Source organism: Magnetospirillum sp. XM-1 (assembly GCF_001511835.1).
Lineage (GTDB): Bacteria > Pseudomonadota > Alphaproteobacteria > Rhodospirillales > Magnetospirillaceae > Phaeospirillum.
The window spans coordinates 999,152-1,023,913 of sequence record NZ_LN997848.1 but is presented as its reverse complement, the minus strand read 5'-3'; the positions used below and the strand labels follow the sequence as shown (position 1 = coordinate 1,023,913).

24 protein-coding genes are annotated in these 24,762 nt (G+C 67.7%); 17 read left to right on the top strand and 7 right to left on the bottom strand.

What is annotated here, in order from left to right:
* Window positions 1–23 precede the first annotated feature (23 nt).
* Window positions 24–1,415: a Mur ligase family protein gene (locus XM1_RS04890; protein ID WP_068430626.1), complete on the top strand. Its 1,392-nt coding sequence runs from the start codon at window positions 24–26 to the stop codon at window positions 1,413–1,415.
* Window positions 1,416–1,468: 53 nt separating this feature from the next.
* Here the strand turns inward: XM1_RS04890 and XM1_RS04885 are convergent, their stop codons facing one another.
* From XM1_RS04885 to XM1_RS04865, 5 genes are all read right to left on the bottom strand, one after another.
* A complete protein-coding gene (locus tag XM1_RS04885) occupies window positions 1,469–1,945 on the bottom strand; it encodes a DUF992 domain-containing protein (RefSeq protein ID WP_068430622.1) in 477 nt (158 codons plus the stop codon).
* Between the two features lie 176 nt (window positions 1,946–2,121).
* Complete coding sequence (locus XM1_RS04880) at window positions 2,122–2,604, bottom strand: WbuC family cupin fold metalloprotein (protein ID WP_068430620.1); 483 nt, start codon at window positions 2,602–2,604, stop codon at window positions 2,122–2,124.
* A complete protein-coding gene (locus XM1_RS04875; RefSeq protein ID WP_068430617.1) occupies window positions 2,601–3,647 on the bottom strand; it encodes an AbrB family transcriptional regulator in 1,047 nt (348 codons plus the stop codon). Before XM1_RS04875 ends, XM1_RS04880 begins: the two co-directional genes overlap by 4 nt.
* Window positions 3,647–4,414: an NAD kinase gene (locus tag XM1_RS04870; protein ID WP_068430614.1), complete on the bottom strand. Its 768-nt coding sequence runs from the start codon at window positions 4,412–4,414 to the stop codon at window positions 3,647–3,649. Before XM1_RS04870 ends, XM1_RS04875 begins: the two co-directional genes overlap by 1 nt.
* A 5-nt stretch (window positions 4,415–4,419) precedes the next feature.
* Window positions 4,420–5,523 carry a glycosyltransferase family 2 protein gene (locus XM1_RS04865; RefSeq protein WP_068430611.1) on the bottom strand — a complete coding sequence of 368 codons (1,104 nt, stop codon included), beginning with the start codon at window positions 5,521–5,523 and terminating at the stop codon, window positions 4,420–4,422.
* 132 nt (window positions 5,524–5,655) lie between these two features.
* On the opposite strand from XM1_RS04865, the gene XM1_RS04860 reads away from it, so the two are divergent.
* Genes XM1_RS04860 through XM1_RS04835 form a run of 6 tightly spaced genes read left to right on the top strand, consistent with a single transcriptional unit; the run spans window position 5,656 to window position 11,010 of the window.
* Window positions 5,656–6,282 carry a hypothetical protein gene (locus tag XM1_RS04860; protein WP_068430608.1) on the top strand — a complete coding sequence of 209 codons (627 nt, stop codon included), beginning with the start codon at window positions 5,656–5,658 and terminating at the stop codon, window positions 6,280–6,282.
* Window positions 6,279–6,911: an HAD family phosphatase gene (locus XM1_RS04855; RefSeq protein ID WP_068430605.1), complete on the top strand. Its 633-nt coding sequence runs from the start codon at window positions 6,279–6,281 to the stop codon at window positions 6,909–6,911. Before XM1_RS04860 ends, XM1_RS04855 begins: the two co-directional genes overlap by 4 nt.
* Entirely contained in the window at window positions 6,908–7,651 is a 744-nt protein-coding gene (locus XM1_RS04850; RefSeq protein WP_068430603.1) for a glycosyltransferase family 2 protein, read from the top strand. The genes XM1_RS04855 and XM1_RS04850 overlap by 4 nt, the downstream gene beginning before the upstream one ends.
* On the top strand, window positions 7,648–8,391 hold the full coding sequence (locus tag XM1_RS04845; RefSeq protein WP_082700381.1) for a glycosyltransferase family 2 protein: 744 nt from the start codon (window positions 7,648–7,650) through the stop codon (window positions 8,389–8,391). The genes XM1_RS04850 and XM1_RS04845 overlap by 4 nt, the downstream gene beginning before the upstream one ends.
* Complete coding sequence (locus XM1_RS04840; protein ID WP_068430600.1) at window positions 8,391–9,836, top strand: MBOAT family protein; 1,446 nt, start codon at window positions 8,391–8,393, stop codon at window positions 9,834–9,836. The genes XM1_RS04845 and XM1_RS04840 overlap by 1 nt, the downstream gene beginning before the upstream one ends.
* Window position 9,837: 1 nt before the next feature.
* Window positions 9,838–11,010, top strand: a complete 1,173-nt coding sequence (locus XM1_RS04835) for a hypothetical protein (RefSeq protein WP_068430597.1) — start codon at window positions 9,838–9,840, stop codon at window positions 11,008–11,010.
* A 40-nt stretch (window positions 11,011–11,050) separates the two neighbouring features.
* Here XM1_RS04835 and moaA read toward each other — a convergent pair whose 3' ends face one another.
* Window positions 11,051–12,037: a GTP 3',8-cyclase MoaA gene (gene moaA, locus XM1_RS04830; RefSeq protein ID WP_068430594.1), complete on the bottom strand. Its 987-nt coding sequence runs from the start codon at window positions 12,035–12,037 to the stop codon at window positions 11,051–11,053.
* 115 nt (window positions 12,038–12,152) lie between these two features.
* Between moaA and XM1_RS04825 the strand changes: the two genes are divergently transcribed.
* From XM1_RS04825 to XM1_RS04800, 6 genes are all read left to right on the top strand, one after another.
* Window positions 12,153–13,382 (top strand): DUF2478 domain-containing protein, encoded by a 1,230-nt coding sequence (locus XM1_RS04825; RefSeq protein WP_068430591.1) that lies wholly within the window; start codon window positions 12,153–12,155, stop codon window positions 13,380–13,382.
* A 113-nt stretch (window positions 13,383–13,495) separates the two neighbouring features.
* Window positions 13,496–14,179, top strand: coding sequence for a polysaccharide deacetylase family protein (locus XM1_RS04820; RefSeq protein ID WP_231920689.1), 684 nt, complete (start codon window positions 13,496–13,498; stop codon window positions 14,177–14,179).
* A 14-nt stretch (window positions 14,180–14,193) separates the two neighbouring features.
* Complete coding sequence (locus tag XM1_RS04815) at window positions 14,194–15,342, top strand: glycosyltransferase family 4 protein (RefSeq protein ID WP_068430586.1); 1,149 nt, start codon at window positions 14,194–14,196, stop codon at window positions 15,340–15,342.
* A gap of 85 nt (window positions 15,343–15,427) precedes the next feature.
* Window positions 15,428–16,183, top strand: a complete 756-nt coding sequence (locus XM1_RS04810; protein ID WP_068430583.1) for a glycosyltransferase family 2 protein — start codon at window positions 15,428–15,430, stop codon at window positions 16,181–16,183.
* Window positions 16,184–16,188: 5 nt separating this feature from the next.
* Window positions 16,189–17,229, top strand: coding sequence for a glycosyltransferase (locus XM1_RS04805; RefSeq protein WP_068430580.1), 1,041 nt, complete (start codon window positions 16,189–16,191; stop codon window positions 17,227–17,229).
* 149 nt (window positions 17,230–17,378) lie between these two features.
* On the top strand, window positions 17,379–18,332 hold the full coding sequence (locus XM1_RS04800; RefSeq protein ID WP_068430577.1) for a UDP-glucuronic acid decarboxylase family protein: 954 nt from the start codon (window positions 17,379–17,381) through the stop codon (window positions 18,330–18,332).
* Here XM1_RS04800 and asnB read toward each other — a convergent pair.
* A complete protein-coding gene (gene asnB / locus XM1_RS04795) occupies window positions 18,329–20,221 on the bottom strand; it encodes an asparagine synthase (glutamine-hydrolyzing) (RefSeq protein ID WP_068430574.1) in 1,893 nt (630 codons plus the stop codon). The genes XM1_RS04800 and asnB overlap by 4 nt on opposite strands.
* A gap of 107 nt (window positions 20,222–20,328) precedes the next feature.
* Between asnB and XM1_RS04790 the strand changes: the two genes are divergently transcribed.
* The 4 genes from XM1_RS04790 to XM1_RS04775 all read left to right on the top strand — a co-directional run bounded on the left by XM1_RS04790 (window position 20,329) and on the right by XM1_RS04775 (window position 24,762).
* Window positions 20,329–21,624 carry an RsmB/NOP family class I SAM-dependent RNA methyltransferase gene (locus XM1_RS04790; protein WP_068430571.1) on the top strand — a complete coding sequence of 432 codons (1,296 nt, stop codon included), beginning with the start codon at window positions 20,329–20,331 and terminating at the stop codon, window positions 21,622–21,624.
* On the top strand, window positions 21,621–22,169 hold the full coding sequence (gene gmhB / locus XM1_RS04785) for a D-glycero-beta-D-manno-heptose 1,7-bisphosphate 7-phosphatase (protein WP_068430560.1): 549 nt from the start codon (window positions 21,621–21,623) through the stop codon (window positions 22,167–22,169). Before XM1_RS04790 ends, gmhB begins: the two co-directional genes overlap by 4 nt.
* A complete protein-coding gene (locus XM1_RS04780) occupies window positions 22,151–23,410 on the top strand; it encodes a glycosyltransferase family 4 protein (RefSeq protein WP_068430557.1) in 1,260 nt (419 codons plus the stop codon). The genes gmhB and XM1_RS04780 overlap by 19 nt, the downstream gene beginning before the upstream one ends.
* Before the next feature lie 80 nt (window positions 23,411–23,490).
* Window positions 23,491–24,762: a nucleotide sugar dehydrogenase gene (locus XM1_RS04775; RefSeq protein ID WP_068430554.1), complete on the top strand. Its 1,272-nt coding sequence runs from the start codon at window positions 23,491–23,493 to the stop codon at window positions 24,760–24,762.

The window sequence follows — 24,762 nt, the reverse complement described above, 5'->3', positions numbered from 1 at the left end:
GCGGCGAATTGTAGCCTCCGCCTATGGAGCACGACACCCCCTATTTCTTTTGCGGCATCGGCGGCAGCGGCATGCTGCCCCTGGCCCTGATCGTCCATGCCCGCGGCTTCGCCGTCGCCGGGTCCGACCGCTCGCTGGATCAGGGGCGCCTGGCGCCCAAGTTCGAATACCTGCAAGGATTGGGCATCCGCCTGTTTCCCCAGGACGGCAGCGGAATCACCGATCCCGCCCAGGTGCTGGTCACCTCGGCGGCGGTGGAAGACAGCGTGCCCGACGTGGTGGCGGCCCGCGCCCTGGGCGCCGCCCACCTCACCCGGCCGCAATTGCTGGCCCGCCTGTTCAACGAGGCAAAGCTTCCCATCGGCATCGCCGGCACCAGCGGCAAGTCCACCACCACCGGCATGCTGGGCTGGATTCTGGAACGCTGCGGCCACCGGCCCACCGTGATGAACGGCGCGGTGATGAAGAATTTCGTCCGCCCCGAATCACCCTTTTCCAGCGCCCTGGTGGGCGATGGCCCGGCCTTCGTCGCCGAGGTGGACGAAAGCGACGGCTCCATCGCCAATTACACCCCTTGGATAGCGGTGGTGAACAACATCGCGCTGGACCACAAGTCCATGGAGGAACTGCGCCGCCTGTTCGCCGACTTCACCGCCAAGGCGGAAGTGGCGGTGCTCAACCTCGACAATGACGAGACGGCGGCGCTGGCCGCCACCTTGCCGGCGGACAAGGTCAGGACCTACAGCCTGTCCGACCAGGACGCCGACCTGCTGGCCCAAGACGTGACGCCCGCCCCCGACGGCATCGGCTTCAAGGTGCGCGAGAAGGGGGGCCAAACGGTGGCGGTCAGGCTGCTGGTGCCCGGGCGCCACAACGTCGCCAACGCCCTGGCCGCCCTGGCCGCCGCGCGGGCCGCCGGAGCAAGCCTGGAGGATGCCGCCGCCGCCCTGGCTGAATTTTCCGGCGTGCGCCGCCGTCTAGAGACGGTGGGGACCAAGGGCGGCGTCACGGTGATCGACGATTTCGCCCACAACCCCGACAAGATCGCCGCCACCCTTTCCACCCTGCACGACTGGCCGGGCCGCCTGCTGGTGATGTTCCAGCCCCACGGCTTCGGGCCGCTGCGCCTGATGAAGGACGAGTTCATCGCCTGCTTCGCCGAGCGGCTGGGCCCCGACGACCTGCTGGTGATGCCCGACCCGGCCTATTTCGGCGGCACCGTGGACCGCTCGGTAACCAGCGCCCACATCGCCGAGGGAATCGGGCGGCGCGCCCTGGCCTTGGGCGAGCGCGCCGCCTGCGGCGACTTCCTGGTGGAAAATGCCCGTCCCGGCGACCGCATCGTGGTGATGGGCGCGCGCGACGACACGCTGTCCCAGTTCGCCGCCGAGATCCTGGACCGGCTGAAGCCATAGAAAAAGGCGGGAAGGTAGCCTTCCCGCCTTTGTCGTCATGCCGTGAAGCGGGCTTACTTGGCGCCCATGATGTCCACGTAGGCGATGCCGGCGGTGGCGCCGATACCGATCTGGCCGCCCAGACCCACGGGAACCAGGACGAAGTCGTTGCCGACGCCGACCAGACCCGCCTGCGCCGCCAGGCCGACGCCCACGGTCACCGAGGCCTTGGCGCCGACGTAATAGCCCTGCAGGCTGTTCTTGTCGGTGGCGGTGCCGCCGATCACCAGGTAGGCCATGCCGTCCATGTGCTCGATCTCGAGATCGACGCCGAACAGGATGCCGCTCTTGCCGGTATACTTGGACGGGCCGCCGACGCCGTTGTACTCGCAGGTCACCGGATTGCGGGAATGGAGCACATAGGTGATGCCTGCGCCGGACTTGCTGCAGGTCAGCACGCCCAGCACCACGCCACCCTCGGCGCGGGCCTCATGGCCGAAGGCGAACAGCGCCGCCAAGGCGACAACAGTCGAAGCAATCCACTTTTTCATCGACCCCTCCATATTCTGTCTGTCCTGCGCCTTATGCGGAAGTCGAGCCAAGACATGTCCCCTCGACCCGACGGCACGGACCTCGGGGAGTATGGCATAGATTCCTGTTATGGGAAGTGGAATGCCTTGTCTGATTGTAACATTTACAAGTCAACTCTTGCTGCGCTGCGGCATGACTAGCCCTGGAAATTGAACCGCTCACCGATTCTGCAACCCCTTATCCAGTCGCGGCAGGCGGCGGCGGCGGCATGGCCCTCGGGTGGCGCCCAGGCGGCGAAATCGGCCTCGGTGGTCGGCTGGTAGGGGCCGGGCTTGACCTCGACCACCTGGGTTCCCGGCGCGCCCGACACCAGGGAATGCCAGGTGCCGGCGGGGATCTCCACCACGCGGGTCGCGTCATCGGCCAGTTCGATGCGGCGCTCGACCGCGCCGTCTTCGGCGAAGGTCAACAAAGAGCAGCGGCCTTGCAGCAGGATGAAGGTCTCGAACTGGGCGGGATGGCGGTGGGCGCGGATATAGGTGTCCGGCTCGAAGGCGATCACCATGCGCTGGACCGGATCCGCGGGCTCGCCGTGCAGGTTGAGGTTGAGCCGCCGACGCGGCAATTGGGCGGCCCTGGCGGAAAGCTCCGCCAATTCGGAAGCTTCGATCACCCTCATGAACGGGTCTCCCTTCGCTCGATCATCCTGAAGATGGGGGGCGCCAGCATGATCACCAGCACCACCCGGACCACGTGATGGGTGGAGACGAAGGCCACGTCCTGGCCCAGCGCCAGCGCCACCAGGCACATCTCGGCGATGCCGCCCGGTACGAAGGCCAGCAGCAGGACGCCGAAGGAAAGTTCGCTCCAGCCCGCCAGCAGGGCGGCGGCACCGGCCGACAGGACCAGCATGATGGCGGTGGCGCCGAGCGCCGGGCGGGCCATGACGGCCATCTCCTTCCACGACAGGCCGCGGAAGCGGCAGCCGATGGCGGCGCCCGTCACCAGCTGGGCCAGCACCACCAGCTCGGCCGGCGGCCGAAAGGCGGTCAGCCCGGCCAGATGCAGCCCGGCGCTGGCCATCATGGGCCCGGTCAGCATCCAGGCGGGCAGGCGGGCCAGATGGGCGAGGACGGCGCCGGCCACCGCCGAGCCCAGCATGACCAGGGCGTCCATGCCGCCCAGATCGGCGAGGCGCCCCATGCTCTCGCCCATGGGCACCGAATGGACATGGGCGATCAGCCGGTAGCCGAACGGCACGGTGAAGACGATCAGCAGGATGCGCAAGCTGTGGGACAGCGCGATGGTCCGCTCGTCGCCGCCCAGCGCGCCGCCGGTCAGCACCATCTCGTTGATGCCGCCGGGCGCGGCGGCGAAGAAGGCGGTGACCCGGCTCATGCCGGCGGCGCGCCGCAGATAGGCGGTGACCAGCACCGCCGTCGCCGCCATGGCCAGCAGCAAGACAATCAGGGAATCGCTCCACCGTCCGATACGCCCCAGCAGATCGGGGGAAAAGGCGCTGCCCAGCATCAGGCCGAGCACGCCGATCATCACGCTGCGCAGATTGGCCGGAATTTCCGGCTTCCATCCGCCGAGGGCCGCCAGAGTGGTAGCGGTCAACGCGCCCAGCATCCACGGCAGCGGCAGATCGATAAGGAAGAACAGGCTTCCCCCCGCCGTGCCCAGCCCCAAGGCGACGGCCCAGGACCTCACTCTCCTCATCACGGCAGGAACTGCTCGGTGATGATGCGTTCCTCCAGATTGTGCTCGGGATCGAACAGCAGGACCAGGTCGCAGGAGCGGTCCTCGCGCACTTCCACCTCGAGCACGTCGCGGGCCTCGGTGGAATCGGCCACGGCGCTGACCGGGCGCTTGCCCGCTTCCAATACCTCGAACACCACCTTGGCGGTGTGGGGCAACAGCGCGCCGCGCCAGCGCCGGGGGCGGAAGGCGGAAATAGGGGTCAGAGCCGCGATGCCGGCACCCAAGGGAATGATCGGGCCGTGGGCCGACAGGTTGTAGGCGGTGCTGCCCGCCGGGGTGGACAGCAAGATGCCGTCGCAGATCAGCTCGTCCATGCGGATCTTGCCGTCGATGCGGATGCGCAGCTTGGCCGCCTGCCGGGTCTCGCGCAGCAGCGAGACCTCGTTGATGGCCAGGGCGTCCACCTCCTCGCCCGAGGCGCAGCGCGCCTTCATGCGCAAGGGGTGGAGGATCACCTGCTCGGCCTTGGACAGCCGCTCGATCAGCCCGTGCTCGCGGTAGACGTTCATCAGGAAGCCGACGCTGCCCCGGTTCATGCCGTAGATGGGCACCCGGCGGGCCACGAAGCGGTGCAGCATCTCCAGCATGAAGCCGTCGCCGCCCAGCGCGACGATCAGGTCGGCCTCCTCGGGCGGCACGTGGGGATAGCGGTCTTGCAGGCGGGTCAGCGCCGCCTGGGCGGCCTCGGTCTCGGCGGCGACGAAGGCGATGGAATTGAAGGTCATCGTCCTCAGCGCTCCCCGCGCAACCGCTTGCCCATGTAGCGCCCCCAGGCCGACAGCGCCCGCAAGGGACGGCGGATGGGACGGCGGATCAGGTCCCAGGTGCTGGGCGCCACCGAGCGGCCCATCTTGTTGTTGTCGGTGGTGGCCGTGGCCTCATGGGCCAGATCCACCAGGAAACCGGCGGCGCGCACCCGGCGGCACCAGTCGGAATCCTCGCCCTCGGACCAGCCGAGATTTTCGTCCAGCGGCACCGAAGCCAGGATGTCGCGCCGGGCGATGAACAGCCCGCCGTCGATATAGGGCTCGCCCCGGTTCAGGAATTCATGATAGCGCGCCCGGGGGTAGTCGATGGGCACGTTGAAGCGCGTCGCCATGCGGTTGGGGTCGGTGGCGTCGGAGATGACGTAGTCGAGATAGGCGCAAGGCCGCCCCTTCACCTGGGTGAACACCGCCGGGGTTAGCACGTCGAACTCGCGCGGCAACGCCGCCAGGCAGCCGTGATCAAGGCGGATGCGGGCATGCAGCACCAGCACCTTGTCGAAGCGGAATTGGGTGGCCAGGAAGTTCTTCTTGGCCGAGATCAGGAAGCGCGGGCCGGGCGGGGTCTCGAACTCCACGTAACGCACATGGGGCCAGGGAGCCAGGAAGGCGAGGTCGCGCTTAGGCCCGCAGACCAGAATCTCGCCCGTCTCGGCGTTCAGTTCCGGCTGGGCGTGCAGCCCGTCCAGGCAGCGGGCCAGCGCCGGCAATTCGCCGTCATTGCCGGAAAAGATCAGCCCCGCCGACCAGCCTGCCTCGGGCAGCGGACGGGTGCGGGTGAAGGTGAACCGGAAGGATCTGGCATCCATCTCCACCAATTGGGCGTCGCCCGCCAGCACCTTGAACACCAGCCGGCGCACCTGGGCGAAGGGCATCTCCCAGGTCTCGGCCAGGGCCGGGCCGTCGTCCTGAACCACCAGGGTTCCGCCGGGCTTGGTGGCCCACAGGGCGTATTTCAGCGCATGGGGCAGCAGGTTGCGGCACTTGAAGCGGCCGGTGCGCAGCTCGACCGCGTCAAGATCGCGGCAATGCTTGGCTTTGACGAGGGTCTCGATGCTGTCGATGATCACGGCGGCGGCTTTTGGTCAAGGGACGGTCGGGTTGCGTGGGAACAGGGAATTTGCTATCCAAACCCAGCGGTTTATCCGCCAATCGATTTGCCGCGATGGCGGCATAAAGGTCAATCCCAATTCCGAGGTCCCATGGGCGCGCGGATTCTGGCTCATCGCGGAGCCTGGCGGCAAAAGGCCGAACAGAACCGCCCCGACTGCCTCGCCAGCGCCTTGCGGTCCGGGTTCGGCATCGAGACCGATTTGCGCGACCGTCTGGGTGAGGTGGTGGTTTCCCACGACATCCCTGGCGCCGACGCCCCCCTGCTCTCCCAGTGCTGGGGCGAATGGCTGGACCTAGCCTCGCCCGAACGCATCCTGGCGCTCAACGTCAAGGCCGACGGGCTGGCCGAGATCATGGCCCCGCTGGTGGCGGGCCGCGCTGGCGACTACTTCTTCTTCGACATGTCGGTGCCCGACATGCGCCACTATCTACGCTTCGGGCTTACCACCTTCACCCGCCATTCCGATGCCGAGCCGTCGCCCGCCTATTACGCCGCCTCGGCCGGGGTGTGGATGGACGAGCTGGAAAGCGAATGGATCAAGGCCGCCGACGTCCAGGCCCATCTGGATTCCGGCAAGCAGGTCGCCCTGGTGTCGGGCGAGCTGCATCGCCGGGATCACGGCCCCATCTGGGAGCTGGCCCGGCGCTTCCGCCATGACGACCGCGTGATGATCTGCACCGATCTTCCCGCCCAATTGCAGGAGTTCCTCGCGTGAGCCGCATCCGCGCCGTTCTGTTCGACCTCGACGGCGTCCTGGTGGACGCCCGCGAGTGGCACTGGGAGGCGCTGAACCAGGCGCTGCGCCTGTTCGGCTACGAGATCGGCAGAGAAGAGCACCTGACCACCTTCGACGGCCTGCCGACCCGCAAGAAGCTGGCCTATCTGCACGAGCACCGGGGCTTTCCCAAAGGACTGGCCGGGGTGATCAACGAGCTGAAGCAGGTCTACACCAAGCAGCTGATCGCCACCCATTGCTTCCCCGTCTTCCACATCGAATACGCGGTATCGCGCCTGAAGACCGAAGCCTACAAGCTGGCGGTCTGCACCAATTCCATCCGCGAGACCTGCGACATGATGCTGGGCCAGTCGGGTCTGCTGGACTATTTCGACATCACGCTCTCCAACCAGGATTGCGCCAAGCCGAAACCCGATCCCGACATCTACGTCACCGCCATGGCCCGCCTCGGCGTCGCGCCGGCCGAGACGGTGATCGTCGAGGACAACGATTACGGCGTGCAGGCGGCCACCGCCTCGGGCGCCCATGTGCTGCGGGTGGCCGACCCCAGCGAGGTGACCTATTGGAACATCCGCAGCCGCATCCGTCAGGTGGAGGCCGCGTCATGATCCAGATCCTCATGCCCATCGCTGGTTCCGCCCGGCCCTTCCACGAGATGGGCCAGAAATTCCCCAAGCCGATGATCGAGGTGCTGGGCCACCCCATGGTGGAATACGCCATCCGCTCGTCCAGGCCCGCCGGCGACCATCGCTTCATCTTCGTCACCAACGCCGCCGACCGCCAGGAATTCCACTTGGATTCGGTCCTGAAGCTCTTGGCGCCCGGCTGCACCATCGTCCAGACGGAACGGCCCACCGGCGGCGCGCTGTGCACCGCCATGCTGGCCGTGGACCATATCGACCGCGAGGCGCCCCTTCTGGTGTGCAACGGCGACCAGTGGACCACGAAGGGCATCCAGCCAGCCCTGGACGATTTCCGCGCCCGCGACCTGGATGTCGGCATCGTCACCTTCACCTCCATGCATCCGCGCTGGTCCTTCGTGCGCGTCGACGAGGACGGCATGGTGGTGGAGACCGCCGAGAAGAACCCCATTAGCAACCACGCCACCGTGGGGGCCTATTACTACCGCAACGGCGGCATGTTCATCCGCGCCGCCGAGAAGGCGCTGCTGAAGAACACCCTGGTCAACAACCAGTTCTTCATCGTGCCCTCCATCAACCAGCTGATCCTGGAAGGGGCGCGCGTCGGCCAGCACAAGATTCCCAATGCCGAGTTCCATCCGCTGGGCATTCCCGAGGACGTGTCGCACTTCCTCACCCACTTCCAGACCTCGCCGCTCGACCAATGACCAAGCCGATCACGATCGTCATTCCCATGGCCGGCGAGGGCTCGCGCTTCGCCAAGGCGGGATACGCCAAGCCCAAGCCGTTCATCGACGTGCTGGGCCGCCCCATGATCCGCCACGTCATCGACAACGTGGCCTATCCGGGCGCCGACACCCTTCTGATCGCGCGCAAGGCCCATTGCGAGGCCGAGCCCGGCGTGGTGGACGAGCTGAAGTCGGCCGGCATCCGCTTCCACCTGCTCGACGGCCTGACCGAGGGTACCGCCTGCACCCTGCTGGCCGCCTGGGACAAGATGGACCCCGACGCCCCCATGCTGGTGGCCAATTCCGACCAGTTCGTCGACGGCGGCGCGGCCGCCATGCTGGATGACGCCCTTTCGCGCGATCTCGACGGCTCCATCATGGTGTTCAGGTCCGAACCCCACCCCAAATGGTCCTACGCCAAGCTGGGCACCGACGGGCTGGTGGAAAAGGTGGCGGAAAAGGACCCCATCAGCGAATGGGCCACGGTGGGCCTTTACTACTTCAAGTCGGCGCGGGCCTTCCGCCAGGCGGCCGAGGCGATGATCCAAGCCAACGACCGGGTCAACAACGAGTTCTACACCTGCCCGGTCTACAACTACGCCATCCGGGCCGGAGCCAGGGTGGGCGTGTGGGAGATCGCCCAGAACGCCATGCACGGCCTGGGCACCCCTGAGGATCTGGACGCCTTCATCGCCCTGCGGACCTCCGCCTCCGCCTGATGCTGTTCAATTCGGCGCCCTTCCTGTTTGCGTTCCTGCCCCTGGCGCTCGCCGGGTTCTTGGGCATCCGGCAGGTGGGGGGATGGCGTCCGGCCATGGCCTTCCTGACGCTCGCCTCCATCGTCTTCTATGCCTGGTGGAATCCGGCCTATGCCTGGCCGCTGGCCGTGTCCATCGCCGCCAACTTCACCCTGGGCCAGGCCATCGCCCGGACCCGCGACACACGCTGGGGCGGCTGGGTGCTGGCGCTGGGCATCGCGCTCAACCTCGCCTTCCTGGGCGTGTTCAAATACGAGCGCTTCTTCGCCGAATCCGTCGCCCCGCTGCTGGGCCTGATGATCGAGGCCAAGGGCCTGAACCTGCCCTTGGGCGTGTCGTTCTTCACCTTCACCCAGATCGCCTATCTGGTGGACGTGCGGCGCAAGCTGGCCCAGGACGGCGACGCGCTCAGCTACACCCTGTTCGTCACCTTCTTTCCCCACCTGATCGCCGGGCCCATCATCCACCACAAGGAGATGATGCCCCAGTTCCGCCAGCCCCGCCGGCAGAGCTCGACGTCGGAAAATCTGGTGGCCGGCCTGTCGCTGTTCGCCATCGGCCTGTTCAAGAAGGCGGTGATCGCCGATTGGGTGGCGTCCTACGTCGCGCCGGGCTTTTCCGCCGCCGCCTCGGGCCAGGAGTTGAGCCTGGGGGCCGCCTGGACCTGCGCCCTGGCCTATACGGTGCAGATCTATTTCGACTTCTCGGGCTATTCCGACATGGCGGTGGGACTGGCGCGGCTGTTCGGCATCGACCTGCCGGTCAACTTCAATTCGCCCTACAAGGCCACCAACATCATCGAGTTCTGGCGGCGCTGGCACATGACGCTGTCGCGCTTCCTGCGCGACTACCTGTACTTCCCGCTGGGCGGCGGACGAAGCGGCCCGGTACGCCGCCACGTCAACCTGATGGTTGTCATGGCCCTGGGTGGGCTGTGGCACGGCGCCGCCTGGACCTTCGTCGCCTGGGGCTGCCTGCACGGGCTGATGCTGGTGGGCAACCACCTGTGGCGCGAAGTGCGGCCCCATCCGCCGGGGCAAAAGGAAATGATCGCCGGCTGGGTGCTGACCCAAGTGCTGGTGATCGCCGCCTGGGTGTTCTTCCGCGCCGCCAATTTCGACGCCGCCCTGATCGTGCTGAAGGGCATGGCGGGGCTGGGCGGCGGTGCGGCCAAGGTGGCCTGGGACGGTCTGGCCCTGTCGCTGGCCCTGCTGGCGTTCTGCGCCCTGGCGCCCAACAGCCAGCAGATCTTGCAGGCCACCGAGCCCGGGCTGGAGCCGGTGGAGCGGCCGCAGCGTTTCGCCTGGGCTCCCACCACCCGCTGGGCCTGGGCCTTGGCCGCCATGCTGGCCGTTTCCGTCATGACCCTGTGGCGGACCAGCGAATTCCTTTATTACCAGTTCTGACATGAGCCAGCCCCGCCCCCTCTCGCAGCGCCGTTTTCTTTTCACCCTGCTGGGCGGGGTGGTGGCGGTACTGGCGTTGGGCGCGGCTTTCAACTTCATCGTCGATCCCTATGCCAGCTTCCGCTGGGGCGACATCAAGGGCTTCAACGACCAGAAGACGCTCAGGCGCGACGGCGGCCGCGTCAACAAGGCGCTGATCCTGGGCCACACCAAATTCGACGTGCTGTTCTACGGCACCTCGCGGGGCGAGATGGGCTTCGACCCCCAATCCCCGGCCCTGGGCGGCGCGTTCGCCTTCAACGCCTCGCTGTCCGATTCCAACATGGCCGAGCTGGCCCGCGCCGCCCAATACGCCGCCCGCCACCAATCGCCCCGGCTGGTGGTGGTGGGCCTCGACCTGATGATGTTCGGCGAACGCACCGCCACCAGCGGCGATTTCGAGCGCTCGGGCTTTGCCGGCGCCTCGCCCTGGCCGGTCTATGTCCGCCGCCTGCTGGCCTTGCAGGCCTTCGACGATTCCGGCTGGGTGCTGTTCAGCTCGATCAAGCGCATGCGCCAGTCCTTCGCAAAGGACGGCAGCTACGACATCGGGGCGCGCAAGAAGAGCTTCGACCACCGGGCCGAGATGGGTTCCGTGCTGCGCGCCCAGCTGGCTCCGGCCACCACGGACAAGACCTATGCCGGCTTCCATTACGCGCCCGAGCGGATGGAGGATCTGAAGCACCTGCTGGCCGCCTTCGACAACGGCAAGACCCGGGTGGTGCTGGTGGTCACCCCCATCCACGCCAAGGTGCTGGAGGCCAAGGCCGCCGCCGGCCTGATGCCCGCCTGGGAGCAGTGGAAGCGCGATCTGGCCGCCATGGTGGCGACGTCCAGGGCCGAGCTGTGGGATTTCAGCGGCTACAACCAGGTCACCACCGAGGAGATCCCCCGGTCGCCGGACCAACGCATGCGCTGGTACTGGGACGGCTCGCACTTCACCAAGGCGGCGGGCGATCTGATCCTGGAGCGGGTGCTGACGGCCAAGGGCGACGACTCCTTCGGCATCCGCCTCACCCCCGACAATGTCGAGATGGTGATCGAGCGCATCCGCACCGAACGGGCGGCCTATGTCGCGTCGCACCCGGACGAGGTGGCCGAAGTGGCGGCCATCGCAGCGCGGGCCGGCCGTTAACGCATTCGGGGGCAATCGCCCGCCCGCGCAGCGGAAAAATTCAGCCGCCGGTGACGCTCATATGGCGGCCCACGGCGGGCTTGGCATCGCGGTCGATGATGAAGTCGTGGCCCTTGGGCTTCCTGGAGATGGCCTCGGTGATGGCGGCCTCCAGCAACTGGTCGCCCTCGCTGGCCCGCAAGGGGGTGCGCAGATCGGCGGCGTCCTCTTGGCCTAAGCACATGTACAGCGTGCCGGTGCAGGTCACCCGCACCCGGTTGCAGGTCTCGCAGAAATTGTGGGTCATCGGCGTGATGAAGCCGATGCGACCGCCGGTTTCGGCCACCCGCACATAGCGGGCCGGACCGCCGGTGCGGTAGTCGATGTCCGACAGCGTGAAGCGATGCTCCAGACGCTTGCGCACCAGCGACAGCGGCAGATACTGCTCGGTGCGGTCGGAATGGATGTCGCCCATGGGCATGGTCTCGATGAAGGTGATGTCGAAGCCGTGACGACCGCACCATTCCACCAGATGCTCGTGCTCGTCCTCGTTGCCGCCCTTTAAGGCCACGGTGTTGATCTTGACCGCCAGCCCGGCGGCCTTGGCGGCGAAGATGCCGTCCAACACCTGATCCAGCTTGCCCCAGCGGGTGATGGCCTCGAACTTGGCCGGATCAAGGCTGTCCAGCGAGACGTTGAGGCGCCGCACCCCGGCGGCGGCCAGGTCGTCGGCGTACTTGGCCAGCTGGGTGGCGTTGGTGGTCAGCGTCAGTTCGTCCAGCTCGCCCGATTTCACCAGGCGGCCCAGATTGGTGATCAGGCTCATGATGTTGCGCCGGACCAGGGGCTCGCCGCCGGTGAGCCGCAGCTTGCGCACGCCGGCGCGCACGAAGGCGCCACACAGGCGCTCCAGTTCCTCCAGCGACAGGATGTCGGCCTTGGGCAGGAAATGCATGTCCTCGGCCATGCAGTAGACGCAGCGCAGATCGCAGCGGTCGGTCACCGACACGCGCAGATAGCTGACCTTGCGTCCAAACGGATCGATCATGACGCATCCTCCATGCCCCTCGGCGGGGGCTTGCTGTAATGATATATATGCTGCCTGCGTCGAAAACGAGTCTTGGCGTTGGTCAAGACATCGATAAAAGGGAGGAGAAGTCCCCATGTCCCCGTCCCCCCAATCCAGCCAGCCGGCCATCGGCGCGGTGATCTACCCGCCCGGCAAGCCGCCGGAGAAGCTGCTGGCCGATTTCGCCGCCGAACTGGCGGCGCGCGGCTTCCGCCTGGGGGGATTGCTGCAGGACACGGCTCGCGACGAGACCGGCCGCAAGACCGACATGACGGTGACCGAGATCGACACCGGCCGCAAACTTTCCATCGGCCAGAGCCTGGGCAAGGCGTCGAAGGCCTGCATCCTGGATTCCCAGGCCCTGGCCGAGGCCTCGGGCTCGGTGCGCCGGGCCATCGAAAGCCATGCCGACCTGCTGTTCATCAACAAGTTCTCCAAGTCCGAGATGGAGGGCGAGGGCCTGGCCGGCGACATGCTGGCCGCCGTGGCCGAGGGCGTGCCGGTGCTGACCGCCGTGCCGGGCGTGCTGATCGAGGAATGGACCGAATTCACCGGCGGCCAGACCGAACTGATCGCGCCCAGCATGGCGGCGCTGTGGCGCTGGTGGGGGCCGGGACGGCTTTACGCCGACCTCGCCAACGGCGTCGAGGATTGCCCCGTCAAGCGGGTGGTGGTCGGCCTCAACTGGACCATGGTGGAGACGGCCACCGGCATCGGGCTGGCCCAGACGCCGGAACGCGGCACGCCCGGCTGCAACGCCACCAGCCATGCCGGCAAGCGCACCCAAGGGGGGCTGAAGGCCCTGGCCGGGCTGGTCCATTCCACCGATCCCTTCGATCAGGCCTTAGGCATGGCCGCCTGCAACGCCCATTACAACCGCTCCGACCTTCGGCTTCCCGACGGCAACGGCCTGGAAAGCTTCGGGGCCAAGGGCGGCGGCACCGTGGTGATCGGCGCCTTCCCCGGCATCCATGACCGCCTGCCCGGCGCCAAGGTCATCGACCGCAAGCCGGCGCCCGGCCAGTACCCGGAACAGGCGGCGGAATGGCTGCTGCCGGCGGCCGAAGCCGCCATCATCACCGCCTCGACGCTGGCCAACCGCTCGCTGCCCGGCCTGTTGCGCCTGGCCCGCTTCGCCCGGGTGGCGCTGGTGGGCCCCGGAGCGCCCTTGACCGACCGCCTGTTCACCTACGGCATCGAGGTCAGCTCCGGCCTGGTGGCCGAGGACCCGGACGGCCTGGCCCGCGCCGTCGCCGAGGGCGGCGGCGCCAAGGACCTGAAACGCCACTGCCGCCAGGCGACGGCGCGCAAGGCCGCCCCATGATCGCACTGTTCGGGACGAACAATTCCTGATACTTCCCTCAAGGGGCAAAGGGCAAAGGGACGAATTTGCGGATTTCCTGGTCACTGGGGGCCTGGCGGCCGATGATGCGGCAGATGGCCGATAGGGGAACGGTGGCGATCACCATCGACGACGCCCCCATGCCCGACACCACCCCGGCCATGCTCGACCTTCTGGACCACTTCGGGGCCAAGGCCACCTTCTTCATGAGCGGCTGTCGCGCCGCCGATGCGCCCGATCTGATCGCCGAGACCGTCAGGCGCGGCCATGCCGTCTACGCCCATGGCTGGGACCACGTCCGCCTCGACCGCGAGCCCACGTCGCGCTTGCTCGACGACATGGAGCGCTGTGAGGCGCTGCTTTCCGTCCACCGTCCCACGCCTCAGCCCTATCTGGTGCGGCTGCCCTATAACGGCGGGCGGCGCTCGGCCCGCATCCACCGGGCCCTGGCCAGGTGGCGCCCCGGCTGCGCCCTGGTCCATTGGGGCCCCAGCACCGAGGACCACATGACGGCCACCCGCTGCACTTCCGCCGACGACGTGGAAGCGGAATGCCGCAAAGACGTGGAGCGCCTGCTGGCCGATCCGCGCCTTGCGGGCGGCATCCTGCTCATGCACGACCAGCCCATCAACGAGCGCCCCGGTTCCCAGTTCAAGCCCGCCGTCACCGTCACCATGTTGCGCCTGCTGCTGGAAGGTCTCGCCCAGCGGTCCTTGCGCTCGGTCACCCTGCCGCCGCCGCCGCCCCAGGCGTGGTGGCAACGCTTCATCCTGGCCTGAAAGAGGGACGGTCCTTGCGCATTCTCCACACCATTCCGGGACGCAATTGGGGCGGCATGGAGCATCGCACCATCGAGCAGGTGCGCTGGCTGAAGACCCACGGCCATGACGTCTGGCTGGCCTCGCCGGCGGACGGCGAATCCTTCAAGCGCGCCCAGGCCGCCGGCCTGCCGGTGATCGACTTCGATTTCGACCGCCCCTGGAAGCCCGCCACCATCCGTGCATTGCGCAAGCTGCTGATCGAGAAGCGGGTCGAGGTGGTGGACACCCACGTGACCCGCGACGCCAAGACCGCGTGCGCCTGCCTCGACCTAGTGGCGGTGGTGCGCTCGCGCCACGTCAACCAACCCTTGAAGGGCGGCATGATCCGCCGCGCCCAATGGCGGCTGGGCGCCGACCACATCATCACCGTGGCCGAATGCACCCGGAGCCAATTGCTGGGAATCGGGCTGGCCGATCCCAAGCGCTCGGTCTCCATCGGCGGCTGGGCCGACGAACGCTTCTTCGACCTGCCCGATCCCATCGCCACCCGTGCCAAACTACGGGCGGAGTTGGGCCTTCCCGAGGACGCCTATGCCTGGGTCTGCGTCGGCATGATCCGCCCCGACAAGGGCCAGGACCATCTGCTGGCCGCCCTGGCCCTGCTGCGGGACAAAGGACTTACCCCCTGGCTGGCCATCGTCGGCTCGGCCACCAAGGAGTGCGCCGATTACGAGCGCGGCCTGCACGCGCAGTTGAGCGCGGCCGGGCTGGCCGGACAGGTGGTGTTCACCGGCTATCGCGACGACGTCTCGGAACTGATGCAGATGGGCGACGCGGTGGTGATTCCCTCTCTGACCGAGGCGCAGCCCCGCGTCGCCGTCCAGGCCTTCGCGGTGGGCAAGCCGGTGGTGGCCAGCAATGTGGGCGGCGTGCCCGAGATCGTGCTGGACCACCAAACCGGCCTGCTGGTTCCCCCCGCCGATCCCGGAAGGCTGGCCGAGGCCATGGCCCTGGTCATGACCGACCACGGCACGACGGCGCGCATGGCCGCCGCCGCGCGGTCCATGGCGGAAAAGGACATGCGCTTCGACAACCGCATGGCCCAGACGCTGGAGGTCTACCGCACCGCCATGGCCCATGCCCGCAAACGCATCCTTCCCCGCTTCAAGGGGGTGACATGAGACGCCGGATGATCTGCGGGCGGGACGCCCGCGCTCCAAACCGCCCCCCGTTCCAGGAGCGCGGCCGTCCCGGCCGCATTTCGCCATGAGCACGCTCACCGCCCTGGTGGTGGTCTGCAACGAGGAAAAGCGCCTGCCCGCCTGCCTGGACAAGCTGCGCTTCGCGGACAAGGTGGTGGTGGTGCTGGACAAATGCACCGACGGAACCAAGGACATCGCGCTGGCCTTCGGAGCGAAGATCGTCGAGGGGCGCTGGGACCTGGAAGGCGACCGCCGCAACACCGGCATTGCCGCCTGCGACACCGAATGGGTGCTGGAGGTGGACGCCGACGAGCACGTGCCCCCCGCCTTGGCCGAGGAGATTCGCCGCACCATCGCCGCCACGTCCTTCGACTGGCACGAAATCCCGGTGGACAATTACATCGGCGAGCGTCTGGTCCGCCACGGCTGGGGCGCTTCCTACGGCAAGGCCGCCTATCCCGGCCTGTTCAGGAAGAATGCCAAGACCTGGGGCCGTGACCGCGTCCATCCCTCGCTGGTTTGGCGGGGCAAGAAGGGGCCCATGCTGCACAACCGGCTGCAGCATTACGTGGACAAGAATATCTCGGACATGATCCGGCGGCTGGATTCCTATTCCACCGCCAAGGCCCGCGACCTGCGCGACCGGGGCGAGACCTGGGGCTCGACGGCGTCCAACATTCGCCGGCTGGTCTCGCGCTTCTTCAAATGCTATGTGCGGCGCGGCGGCTGGCGTGAAGGCGGCTACGGCCTGATCATCGCCATCTGCGCCGGGCTCTATCCCCTGCTGTCCCACTTCAAAGCAAAGTACGAGAAGGAATAGCGCCCATGGCCCGCATCGTCATGACCGACGACGGCATCACCTTCGACGGCGCGACACTGGAGGAGCGGCCGCTTGGCGGGGCCGAGACCTCGTTCATCGAGATGGCCAACGCCCTTGCCGCGCGCGGCCACGACGTGCTGGTCTGCAACAAGTGCGAGGGCGAACGCGTCCACCGGGGCGTCACCTGGCGGCCGCTGTCAAAGGGCGTGCCCGATAGCGCCGATCTCTACATCGCCAATCGCGGCGACAAGCTGATCCGCCTGTGCCCCGGCGCCCGGCGCACCATCTTCTGGATTCACAATCCCGCCGGCTATCTGATGAAGTGGCGCTATCAGTGGAAGCTGGCGTTGCGCCTGCCGGTGATCGTCTTTTCGGGGGCCAGCCACGCCTCCACCTATCCTTCCTTCGCCATGGCCGGCGGGCGGGAAACCGTACCCTATGGCCTGACCGACCTGTTCTGCCACGCCACAGAACGCGCCGAGCCGCCGCCGCCCCGCGTGGTCTTCACCTCCAATCCCATGCGGAGCCTGGACTGGCTGCTGGATCTGTGGGAGCGGCGCATCCGCCCATTGGTGCCCAATGCCGAGCTGCACGTCTTCGCCGGCACCGCTACCTACGGCGCGGCCGGAGCGGCCAAGGCGGACCGCATGGGGGTGGTGCTGGACAAGGCCGCCGCCATGGCCGCCCAGGGCGTGATCCTGCGCGGACCCGTGCCGAAGACCCAGCTGGTCGGCGAGCTGGCCGCCGCCCGTGCGCTGCTTTATCGCGGCGACATCGGCGAGACCTTCTGCTCGGCGGTGGCCGAGGCCCAGGCCATGGGCGTGCCCGCCGTGCTGGGCGACATCGCCTGCATGAACGAGCGGGTGATCGAGGGCGAGACCGGCTATTGCGTGAAGGATGATGAAACCTTTGTGCGTCATGCTGTGGCCATCCTCGGCGACGACGCGCTGTGGCGGCGCCTACACCACGCCTGCCTGGAACGGCAGCGCGCCTGGCGCTGGGATCAGGCGGCGGCCGAGTTCGAGCGTATCGGACGGTTGGGATAGGTTAGGCCCAAAGGGCCGCGCCGCTTATGCGGCGGGAGGCAAGGGCGCCCGCGCCCGCCCGCCGACTGAGGGCGATCCCAGTGATCGGTTGCGATCAGTGGGATCTGGTATAAGGGCTTCAAGCCGCGAAAGAGCGGAAAGGGGACGTCATGAAGTATGATCGCAAGCGGGTTCTGGTCACCGGCGGCGCCGGGTTCCTCGGCTCCCACCTCTGCGAGCGGCTGCTGGCCGAAGGCTGCGACGTGCTGTGTGTCGACAACTTCTTCACCGGCACCAAGGCCAACATCGCCCATCTGCTCGACAATCCCTATTTCGAGATGATGCGCCACGACGTCACCTTCCCCCTTTACGTCGAGGTGGACGAGATCTTCAACCTGGCCTGCCCGGCGTCGCCCATCCACTATCAGCGCGATCCCGTCCAGACCACCAAGACCAGCGTGCACGGCGCCATCAACATGCTGGGCCTGGCCAAGCGCGTGGGGGCGAAGATCTTCCAGTCCTCCACCTCCGAGGTTTATGGCGACCCCGACGTCCATCCCCAGCCGGAAAGCTATCGCGGCAACGTCAATCCCATCGGCCCGCGCGCCTGCTACGACGAGGGCAAGCGCTGCGCCGAGACGCTGTTCTTCGATTACTGGCGCCAGCACAAGCTGCGCATCAAGGTGGCGCGCATCTTCAACACCTATGGCCCGCGCATGCATCCCGACGACGGCCGCGTGGTGTCCAACTTCATCATGCAGGCGCTGCAGGGCCAGCCCATCACGCTCTACGGCGACGGCAGCCAGACCCGCTCGTTCTGCTATGTGGACGATTTGATCGAGGGATTCATCCGCCTGATGAACAGCCCCGACGACATCACCGGCCCCATCAACCTGGGCAACCCGCGCGAGATGACCATTCGCCAGCTGGCCGAGCTGGTGGTCAAGATGACCGGCGCCAAGTCCGAGATCATCTACAAGCCCCTGCCCGCCGACGATCCCATGCAAAGAAAGCCCGACATCACCCTGGCCAAGGCCGTGCTGAACGATTGGGAACCCAAGGTGGCGCTGGAAACCGGCCTGGAAAAGACCATCGCCTATTTCAAGGGCAAGATCGCCGGCTAGAACGCCGAAACGGAGGCTTCCTTGGCGATTCGGCCCAGGAAGCAGCGCCGCCAGGACTCGACCATCAGCGGCCGCCACAGCACCCAACCCAGATGGGTCTGGCCCGCCCGGAAGCGCCGGACGGCGCCGCGCCACCAGCCGACATTCCAGCACCCGGCGGCGGCGAAGGACGGATCCTCGATCACCCGCTCCGCCTCATCCACCAGTCCCTGGGCAAACCACGCGTCCTGGGGCGGCAGGAAACCCTGCTTGTTCCAGCGGGTCCGCACCGGTTCGGGCAGGATGCCCTTCATGGCTTCCCTCAGCAGCCGCTTGGTCTGGGCGTCCCCCATCAAGAGCCGGGGATCAAGCGACAGGGCGAATTCGGCGATACGATGGTCGCAGAACGGCAACCGCACCTCGCGTGAATGCGCCATGGAATTGCGGTCGCCATAGCGCAGCAGCACCGGCAGATGCGTGCTGAACGAATCCCGCATCAGCTCGGCGGCCAGGGGCGACCAGCCGACCGACGGCAAGGGCGAAGCGTTGGCCTCGGCCACCTGCACGGCCAGATCGGAGGTCAGGCCGAACAGCAGGTCGCTGCCCCCTCCGCTCCGGCAGGCCAGCCAGTGGCGCAGGCGCGGCGGCAAGGCCTTGGAGAAGGCCTGGCGCGGACTGTCCAACGCCCCGGGATAGCGGGCGCGGATGGCCGCCTCCTCGCCCCTGCGCTCCCCCATGGGCAGTCCGGCCAGATAGCGGGCGAAATACTGCTCGTAGCCGCCCAGGATCTCGTCGGCGCCCTGGCCGTCCAGCAACACGGTGACGCCCTGCTCACGGGCCAGCCGGAAAACGCAGTACTGGGCGTACTGGCTGGCGCTGCCCACCGGCAATTCGTTGGCCCACAGGAAATCGGGCAGGTCGGCCAGCAGGCCGGCGGCGGTGGGCTCGACCTGATGGACCGCCGCGCCCGCCGCCTCGGCCGTGTGGCGGGCAAACTCCCACTCATCGGCCCTGGTTCCCGGGAAACGGCCGGTGAAGACGTGATAGGACGCGTCCTCGCCCAACAGGCCTCGCGCCAGCATGATGATCGAGCCGGAATCCAGCCCGCCCGAAAGGCAGGACCCCACCGGAACGTCGGAACGCAGCCGCAGGCGCACCGAATCGCGCAGCAAGTCCCGAAACCGCGCCGCCGCCTCGTCCATGCCGATTCCGGCCAGGGCGGAATCGCGCTCCAAGGTCCAGAAGCGGTCGATCCGGTAGTTCAGGCCGTCAAGGTCGAGGGTCAGGCGTTCGCCCGGCAGCAATTGGAGGATGGCGGGAAACAGGGTGGCGCGCTCGTCGTCCAGCCCGGTCGCCGGACGATGGGCGAAACGCAGCAGGGGCAACAGGCTGAAGGCGCGGTCGACCTCGGACAGGGCCAGCAGCGCCTTGTATTCCGAGGCGAAGGCGAACAGGCCGGGCCGGGCGGCGAACAGAAACGGCTTTTCCCCGAACCGGTCGCGGGCGCAGACCATGATCCGGCGCCGCGTGTCCAGGATCGCCATGGCGAACATGCCGTTGAAGCGGCCGAAGCAATCGGCGCCCCACCGCCCATAGGCCGCCAGGACCACCTCGGTGTCGCTGCCGCCATGGAACGCCTCGCCCAGCGCCGCCAGTTCGGCCCTGAGCTCGACGAAATTATAGATTTCGCCATTGAAGACGATGACCAGCCCGTCCCGCTCCATGGGTTGGCGCCCGGCCGGACTGGTGTCGAGGATGGACAGCCGCCGATGCCCCAGCACCGCATGGCCGCCGCCGGAGGACCACAAGCCCCCGTCGTCGGGACCGCGATGGACAAGCCGGTCGGTCATGGCTTCGACCGCCCCGGTGTTCACCGGCCTGTCGGCGATGATGCCCGCGATACCGCACATAGAGGCTGAATCCCCAACTGATACAGGTCCCGTGTACTCCAGCCCCGGACGGCACGCAAGCCGCCCGGCAATTGCCCTTATTCCCCGGATCGGGTAAGGGTTGCCCCATGAAACGCCGCCCGCCCGCCACGCCCCGCGCCATCGCCGTCGATCTGCTGTCCGCCGTGCTCGACAAGGGCCGCCTGCTCGACGAGGTTCTAGACGATTCCCGCCTCGCCAGCCTGGACGAGCGCGACAGAGGCTTCGTGCGCATGCTGCTGGGCACCAGCTTGCGCCGCCTGGGCCAGATCGACGATCTGATCGCCCATTGCGTCGAAAAGCCCATGCGGGCCGGCGCCGCCTGGGCCGAGCACGCTCTGCGGCTGGGCATCTGCCAGTTGCTGTTCCTGGACATGCCCCCCCACGCCGCCATCTCCACCACGGTGGATCTGGTCAAGGGCGGCTCGCAGGCCGGCTTCGCCAAGCTTTTGAACGCCGTGCTGCGCCGCCTGGACCGCGAGGGACGCGAAAAGGTCGAAGCCCAGGACGCCGCCTTGCTCAACACGCCGGAATGGCTGTGGCGCTCGTGGGTCCGGGCCTATGGCGAGGAGACGGCGCGGGCCATCGCCAGCGCCCATCTGGCCGAGGCGCCGGTGGACATCACCGTCGCCGCCGACGGCCAAGGCTGGGCCGAGAAGCTGGAAGCGGAAATCCTGCCCACCGGCTCGTTGCGCCGCGCCGCCGGCGGGTCCATCGCCGCCCTGCCCGGCTTCGACCAGGCCGCATGGTGGGTGCAGGACGCCGCCGCCGCCCTGCCCGCCCGCCTGCTGGGCGACGTGCGGGGCAAATCCGTCGCCGATCTGTGCGCCGCGCCGGGCGGCAAGGCGTTGCAGCTGGCCGTCGCCGGCGCCCAGGTCACCGCCGTCGACAGATCGGGCAAGCGTCTGGTCCGCCTTGGCGAAAACCTCAAGCGCCTGGGGCTGTCCGCCACGGTGGTCGAGGCCGATGCCGGGGCCTGGACGCCGCCCCAGCCCTTCGACGCCATTCTGCTGGACGCCCCCTGCTCGGCCACCGGCACGCTGCGCCGCCATCCCGACGTGGCCCGGCACAAGACCCCCGCCGAGGTGATGAAGCTGGCCGGAGTGCAGGCCCGCCTGCTCCGGGCCGCCATCCCCATGCTGAAGCCGGGCGGCACCCTGGTCTATTGCACCTGCTCGCTGGAGCCGGAAGAGGGCGCCGAGCAGATCGCCGCCCTGCTGGCCGAGGGCGCGCCGCTCAAGCGCATCCCCATCCGGCCCGAGGAGGTGGGAGGCATGGCGGAACTGATCACCGCCGACGGCGACCTGCGCACCCTGCCCTGCCATCTTGCCGGGCAGGGCGGCATGGATGCATTCTTCGCCGCGCGTTTGGAGAAGATTTCATGAAGCGCTTCGTCCTCATCGACCGCGACGGCACCATCAACGTCGAAAAACATTACCTGTCCGATCCCGATCAGCTGGAGCTCTATCCCGGCGTGGGCAACGCCATCCGCCGGCTGAACATGCTGGGCCTCGGCGTGGTGGTGGTCACCAACCAGTCGGGGATCGCGCGCGGCTATTTCGACCTGACCCGGCTGGAGGAGATTCACGACCGCCTGTACCGCCTGCTGGAAGCGGAAGGCGCCATGATCGACGGGCTCTACATTTGCCCCCACGGCCCCGACGACGATTGCGCCTGCCGCAAGCCGCTGCCCGGCATGGTGACCCAAGCGGTGGCCGACCACCATTTCGACCCCGCCCAGTCGTTCATGATCGGCGACAAGGAAGTAGACGTGGAAATCGGCCATGCGGTCGGCGCCAAGAGCTTCCTGGTCCGTACCGGCCACGGGCACAAATTCGTCGAGGGCACCAAGGCCGATTACGTGGTGGACGACCTCCCCCAGGCGGTTGATGTCATCGAGAAGATGCTGGCATGCGCATCCTTTTCCTGACCGAGAATTTTCCGCCCGAAACCAACGCCGCCGCCACGCGGGTGTCGGAACGGGCGCTTTATTGGATTCGGGCTGGCCATGAGGTGACGGTGCTGACCTCGGCCCCCAACTTTCCCGGCGGCAAGCTGTTCGACGGCTGGGAGAACCGCTGGCGCCAGGTCACCGACCACCAGGGCATCCGGGTGGTCCGCGTCAAGACCTACATCGCCCCCAACGAGGGCTTCGCCAGGCGCATCATCGACTTCCTGTCCTTCATGGTCATGGCGGTGGCGGTCGGCCTGTTCGAAAAGCGCCCCGACGTGGTGGTCTCCACCAGCCCGCAATTCTTCGCCGCCGTGGGCGGCTGGGTCCTGGCCGGCTTGCGCCGCGCTCCCTTCGTCTTCGAACTGGGCGACCTTTGGCCGCGCTCCATCACCGCCGTGGGCGCCATGAAGGACAGCCCGGTCATCCGCGCCATCGAGGCCCTCGAACTGTTCCTTTATCGCCGCTCGGCCGCCGTGGTGGCCCTGACCCGGGCGTTCAAGGCCGACCTGGCCCAACGCCGCATTCCGGCCGAGAAGATCGCCGTGGTGATCAACGGCGTCGACCTGCCCCGCTACGCACCGCGCCCCAGGGACGAGGCGCTGGAGGCCGAATGGGGCCTGGGGGGCAAGTTCGTCATCGGCTATGTGGGCACCCACGGCATGGCCCACGGCCTGATCAACGTGCTGGACGCCGCCGAGCGGCTGAAGGACACCGCCCCTCATATCCGCTTCCTGCTGGTGGGCAACGGCGCCGAGCGCCAGATGCTGAAGGACGAAGCGGCGCGGCGCAATCTCTCCAACGTGGTGTTCGGCCCACCCCAGCCCAAGGACCGCATGCCCGCCGTGTGGTCGCTGTGCGACGTGGCGCTGATCCATCTGAAGGATTCGCCCGCCTTCGCCGAGGTGATCCCGTCCAAGATGTTCGAGGCCATGGGCATGGGCCTGCCGCTGCTGCTGGTGGCGCCCCGGGGCGAGGCGTCCCACATCGTCGAGGCCGACCGGGCCGGGCTGTTCGTGCCCGCCGCCGACCCGGACGGGCTGGCCGCCGCGGCGCGCCGCCTGGCCGACGACCACGCCGAGCGCAAGATTTTGGCCGAGGCCAGCCTGGCCGCCGCCTCGACCCACACCCGCGAGCGCCAGGCTGAACTGTTCATCCAGGTGCTGGATCTGGTCGTCGCCGGGCGCGGCCCCACCCAAGCCGGCACGGTCGAGGGCTAGAGTCCCTTATCTTTTCGTTGACGGGGAGGGGCAGCCTTGTCCACAACCCCATCCAGATACGTCGTTAGGAGCCCCGTTCCATGTCCACCCCGTCGTCGCGGATCGCCGTCATCGGCCTGGGCTATGTCGGCCTGCCGCTGGCCGTAGCCATCGCCCGCCACTTCCCCACCATCGGGTTCGACATCGACCAGGGCCGCATCGCCGAGCTGCACAAGGGCCAGGACCGCACCGGCGAGGTGGAGACCGCGCGCCTGCGGGCCAGCACCATGCGGCTGTCGGCCAAGTCCGAGGACATCGCCGGCCAGGACGTCTACATCGTCACCGTGCCCACCCCGGTGGATGCGGACAACCGCCCCGACCTGAAGCCGGTGCTGTCGGCCTGCCGCTCGGTGGGCCAGGCCATGAGGAAGGGCGCGGTGGTGGTGTTCGAAAGCACCGTCTATCCCGGCGTCACCGAAGATATCTGCGGGCCCGAGCTGGAAAAGCATTCGGGGCTCAAATGCGGCACCGACTTCTTCCTGGGCTACAGCCCCGAGCGCATCAATCCCGGCGACCGCGAGCACACCGTGGACCGCATCACCAAGGTGATTGCCGGCCAGACCCCCGAGGTGACGGCGCTGCTGGCCCGCGTCTACGGCTCGGTGACCACGGGCGGCGTGTTCCCCGCCGCCTCCATCAAGGTGGCCGAAGCCGCCAAGGTAATCGAGAACGCCCAGCGCGACATCAACATCGCCTTCATCAACGAGGTGACCATGATCTTCCAGAAGCTGGGAATCTCGGTCTACGACGTGCTGGACGCCTCGGCCACCAAGTGGAACTTCCTCAATTTCAAGCCGGGTCTGGTGGGCGGCCACTGCATCGGCGTCGACCCCTTCTACCTGGCCCAGTGCGCCCAGGACAACGGCCACCATCCCGAGATCATCCTGTCGGGGCGGCGCATCAACGACGGCATGGGCGAGTGGATCGCCGAACGGATTTCGGCCCAGCTTGCCGGCCCGTCGCGCATCCTGGTCCTCGGCCTGACCTTCAAGGAAAACGTCCCCGATCTCAGGAATTCCAAGGTGGTGGATGTGATCCGCGCGCTTCGGGCCAGGGGACACGCCGTGGACGTCCACGACCCCTTCGCCGACCCCACCGAGGCCGAGCACGAATATTCCGAGACCCTGATGCCCAGCCTGGAAGGCGCCCAGGGCTACGACTGCTTGGTGGGCGCCGTGCCGCATCAGCCCTATGTCGCCTTCTCGGACGAAAGCTTCGCCACCCTGGTGCGGGACGGCGGGCTGGTGGCCGACGTCAAGGGCATGTGGCGCGGCATGGACATCCCCGACACCCTCCGACTCTGGCGGTTATAG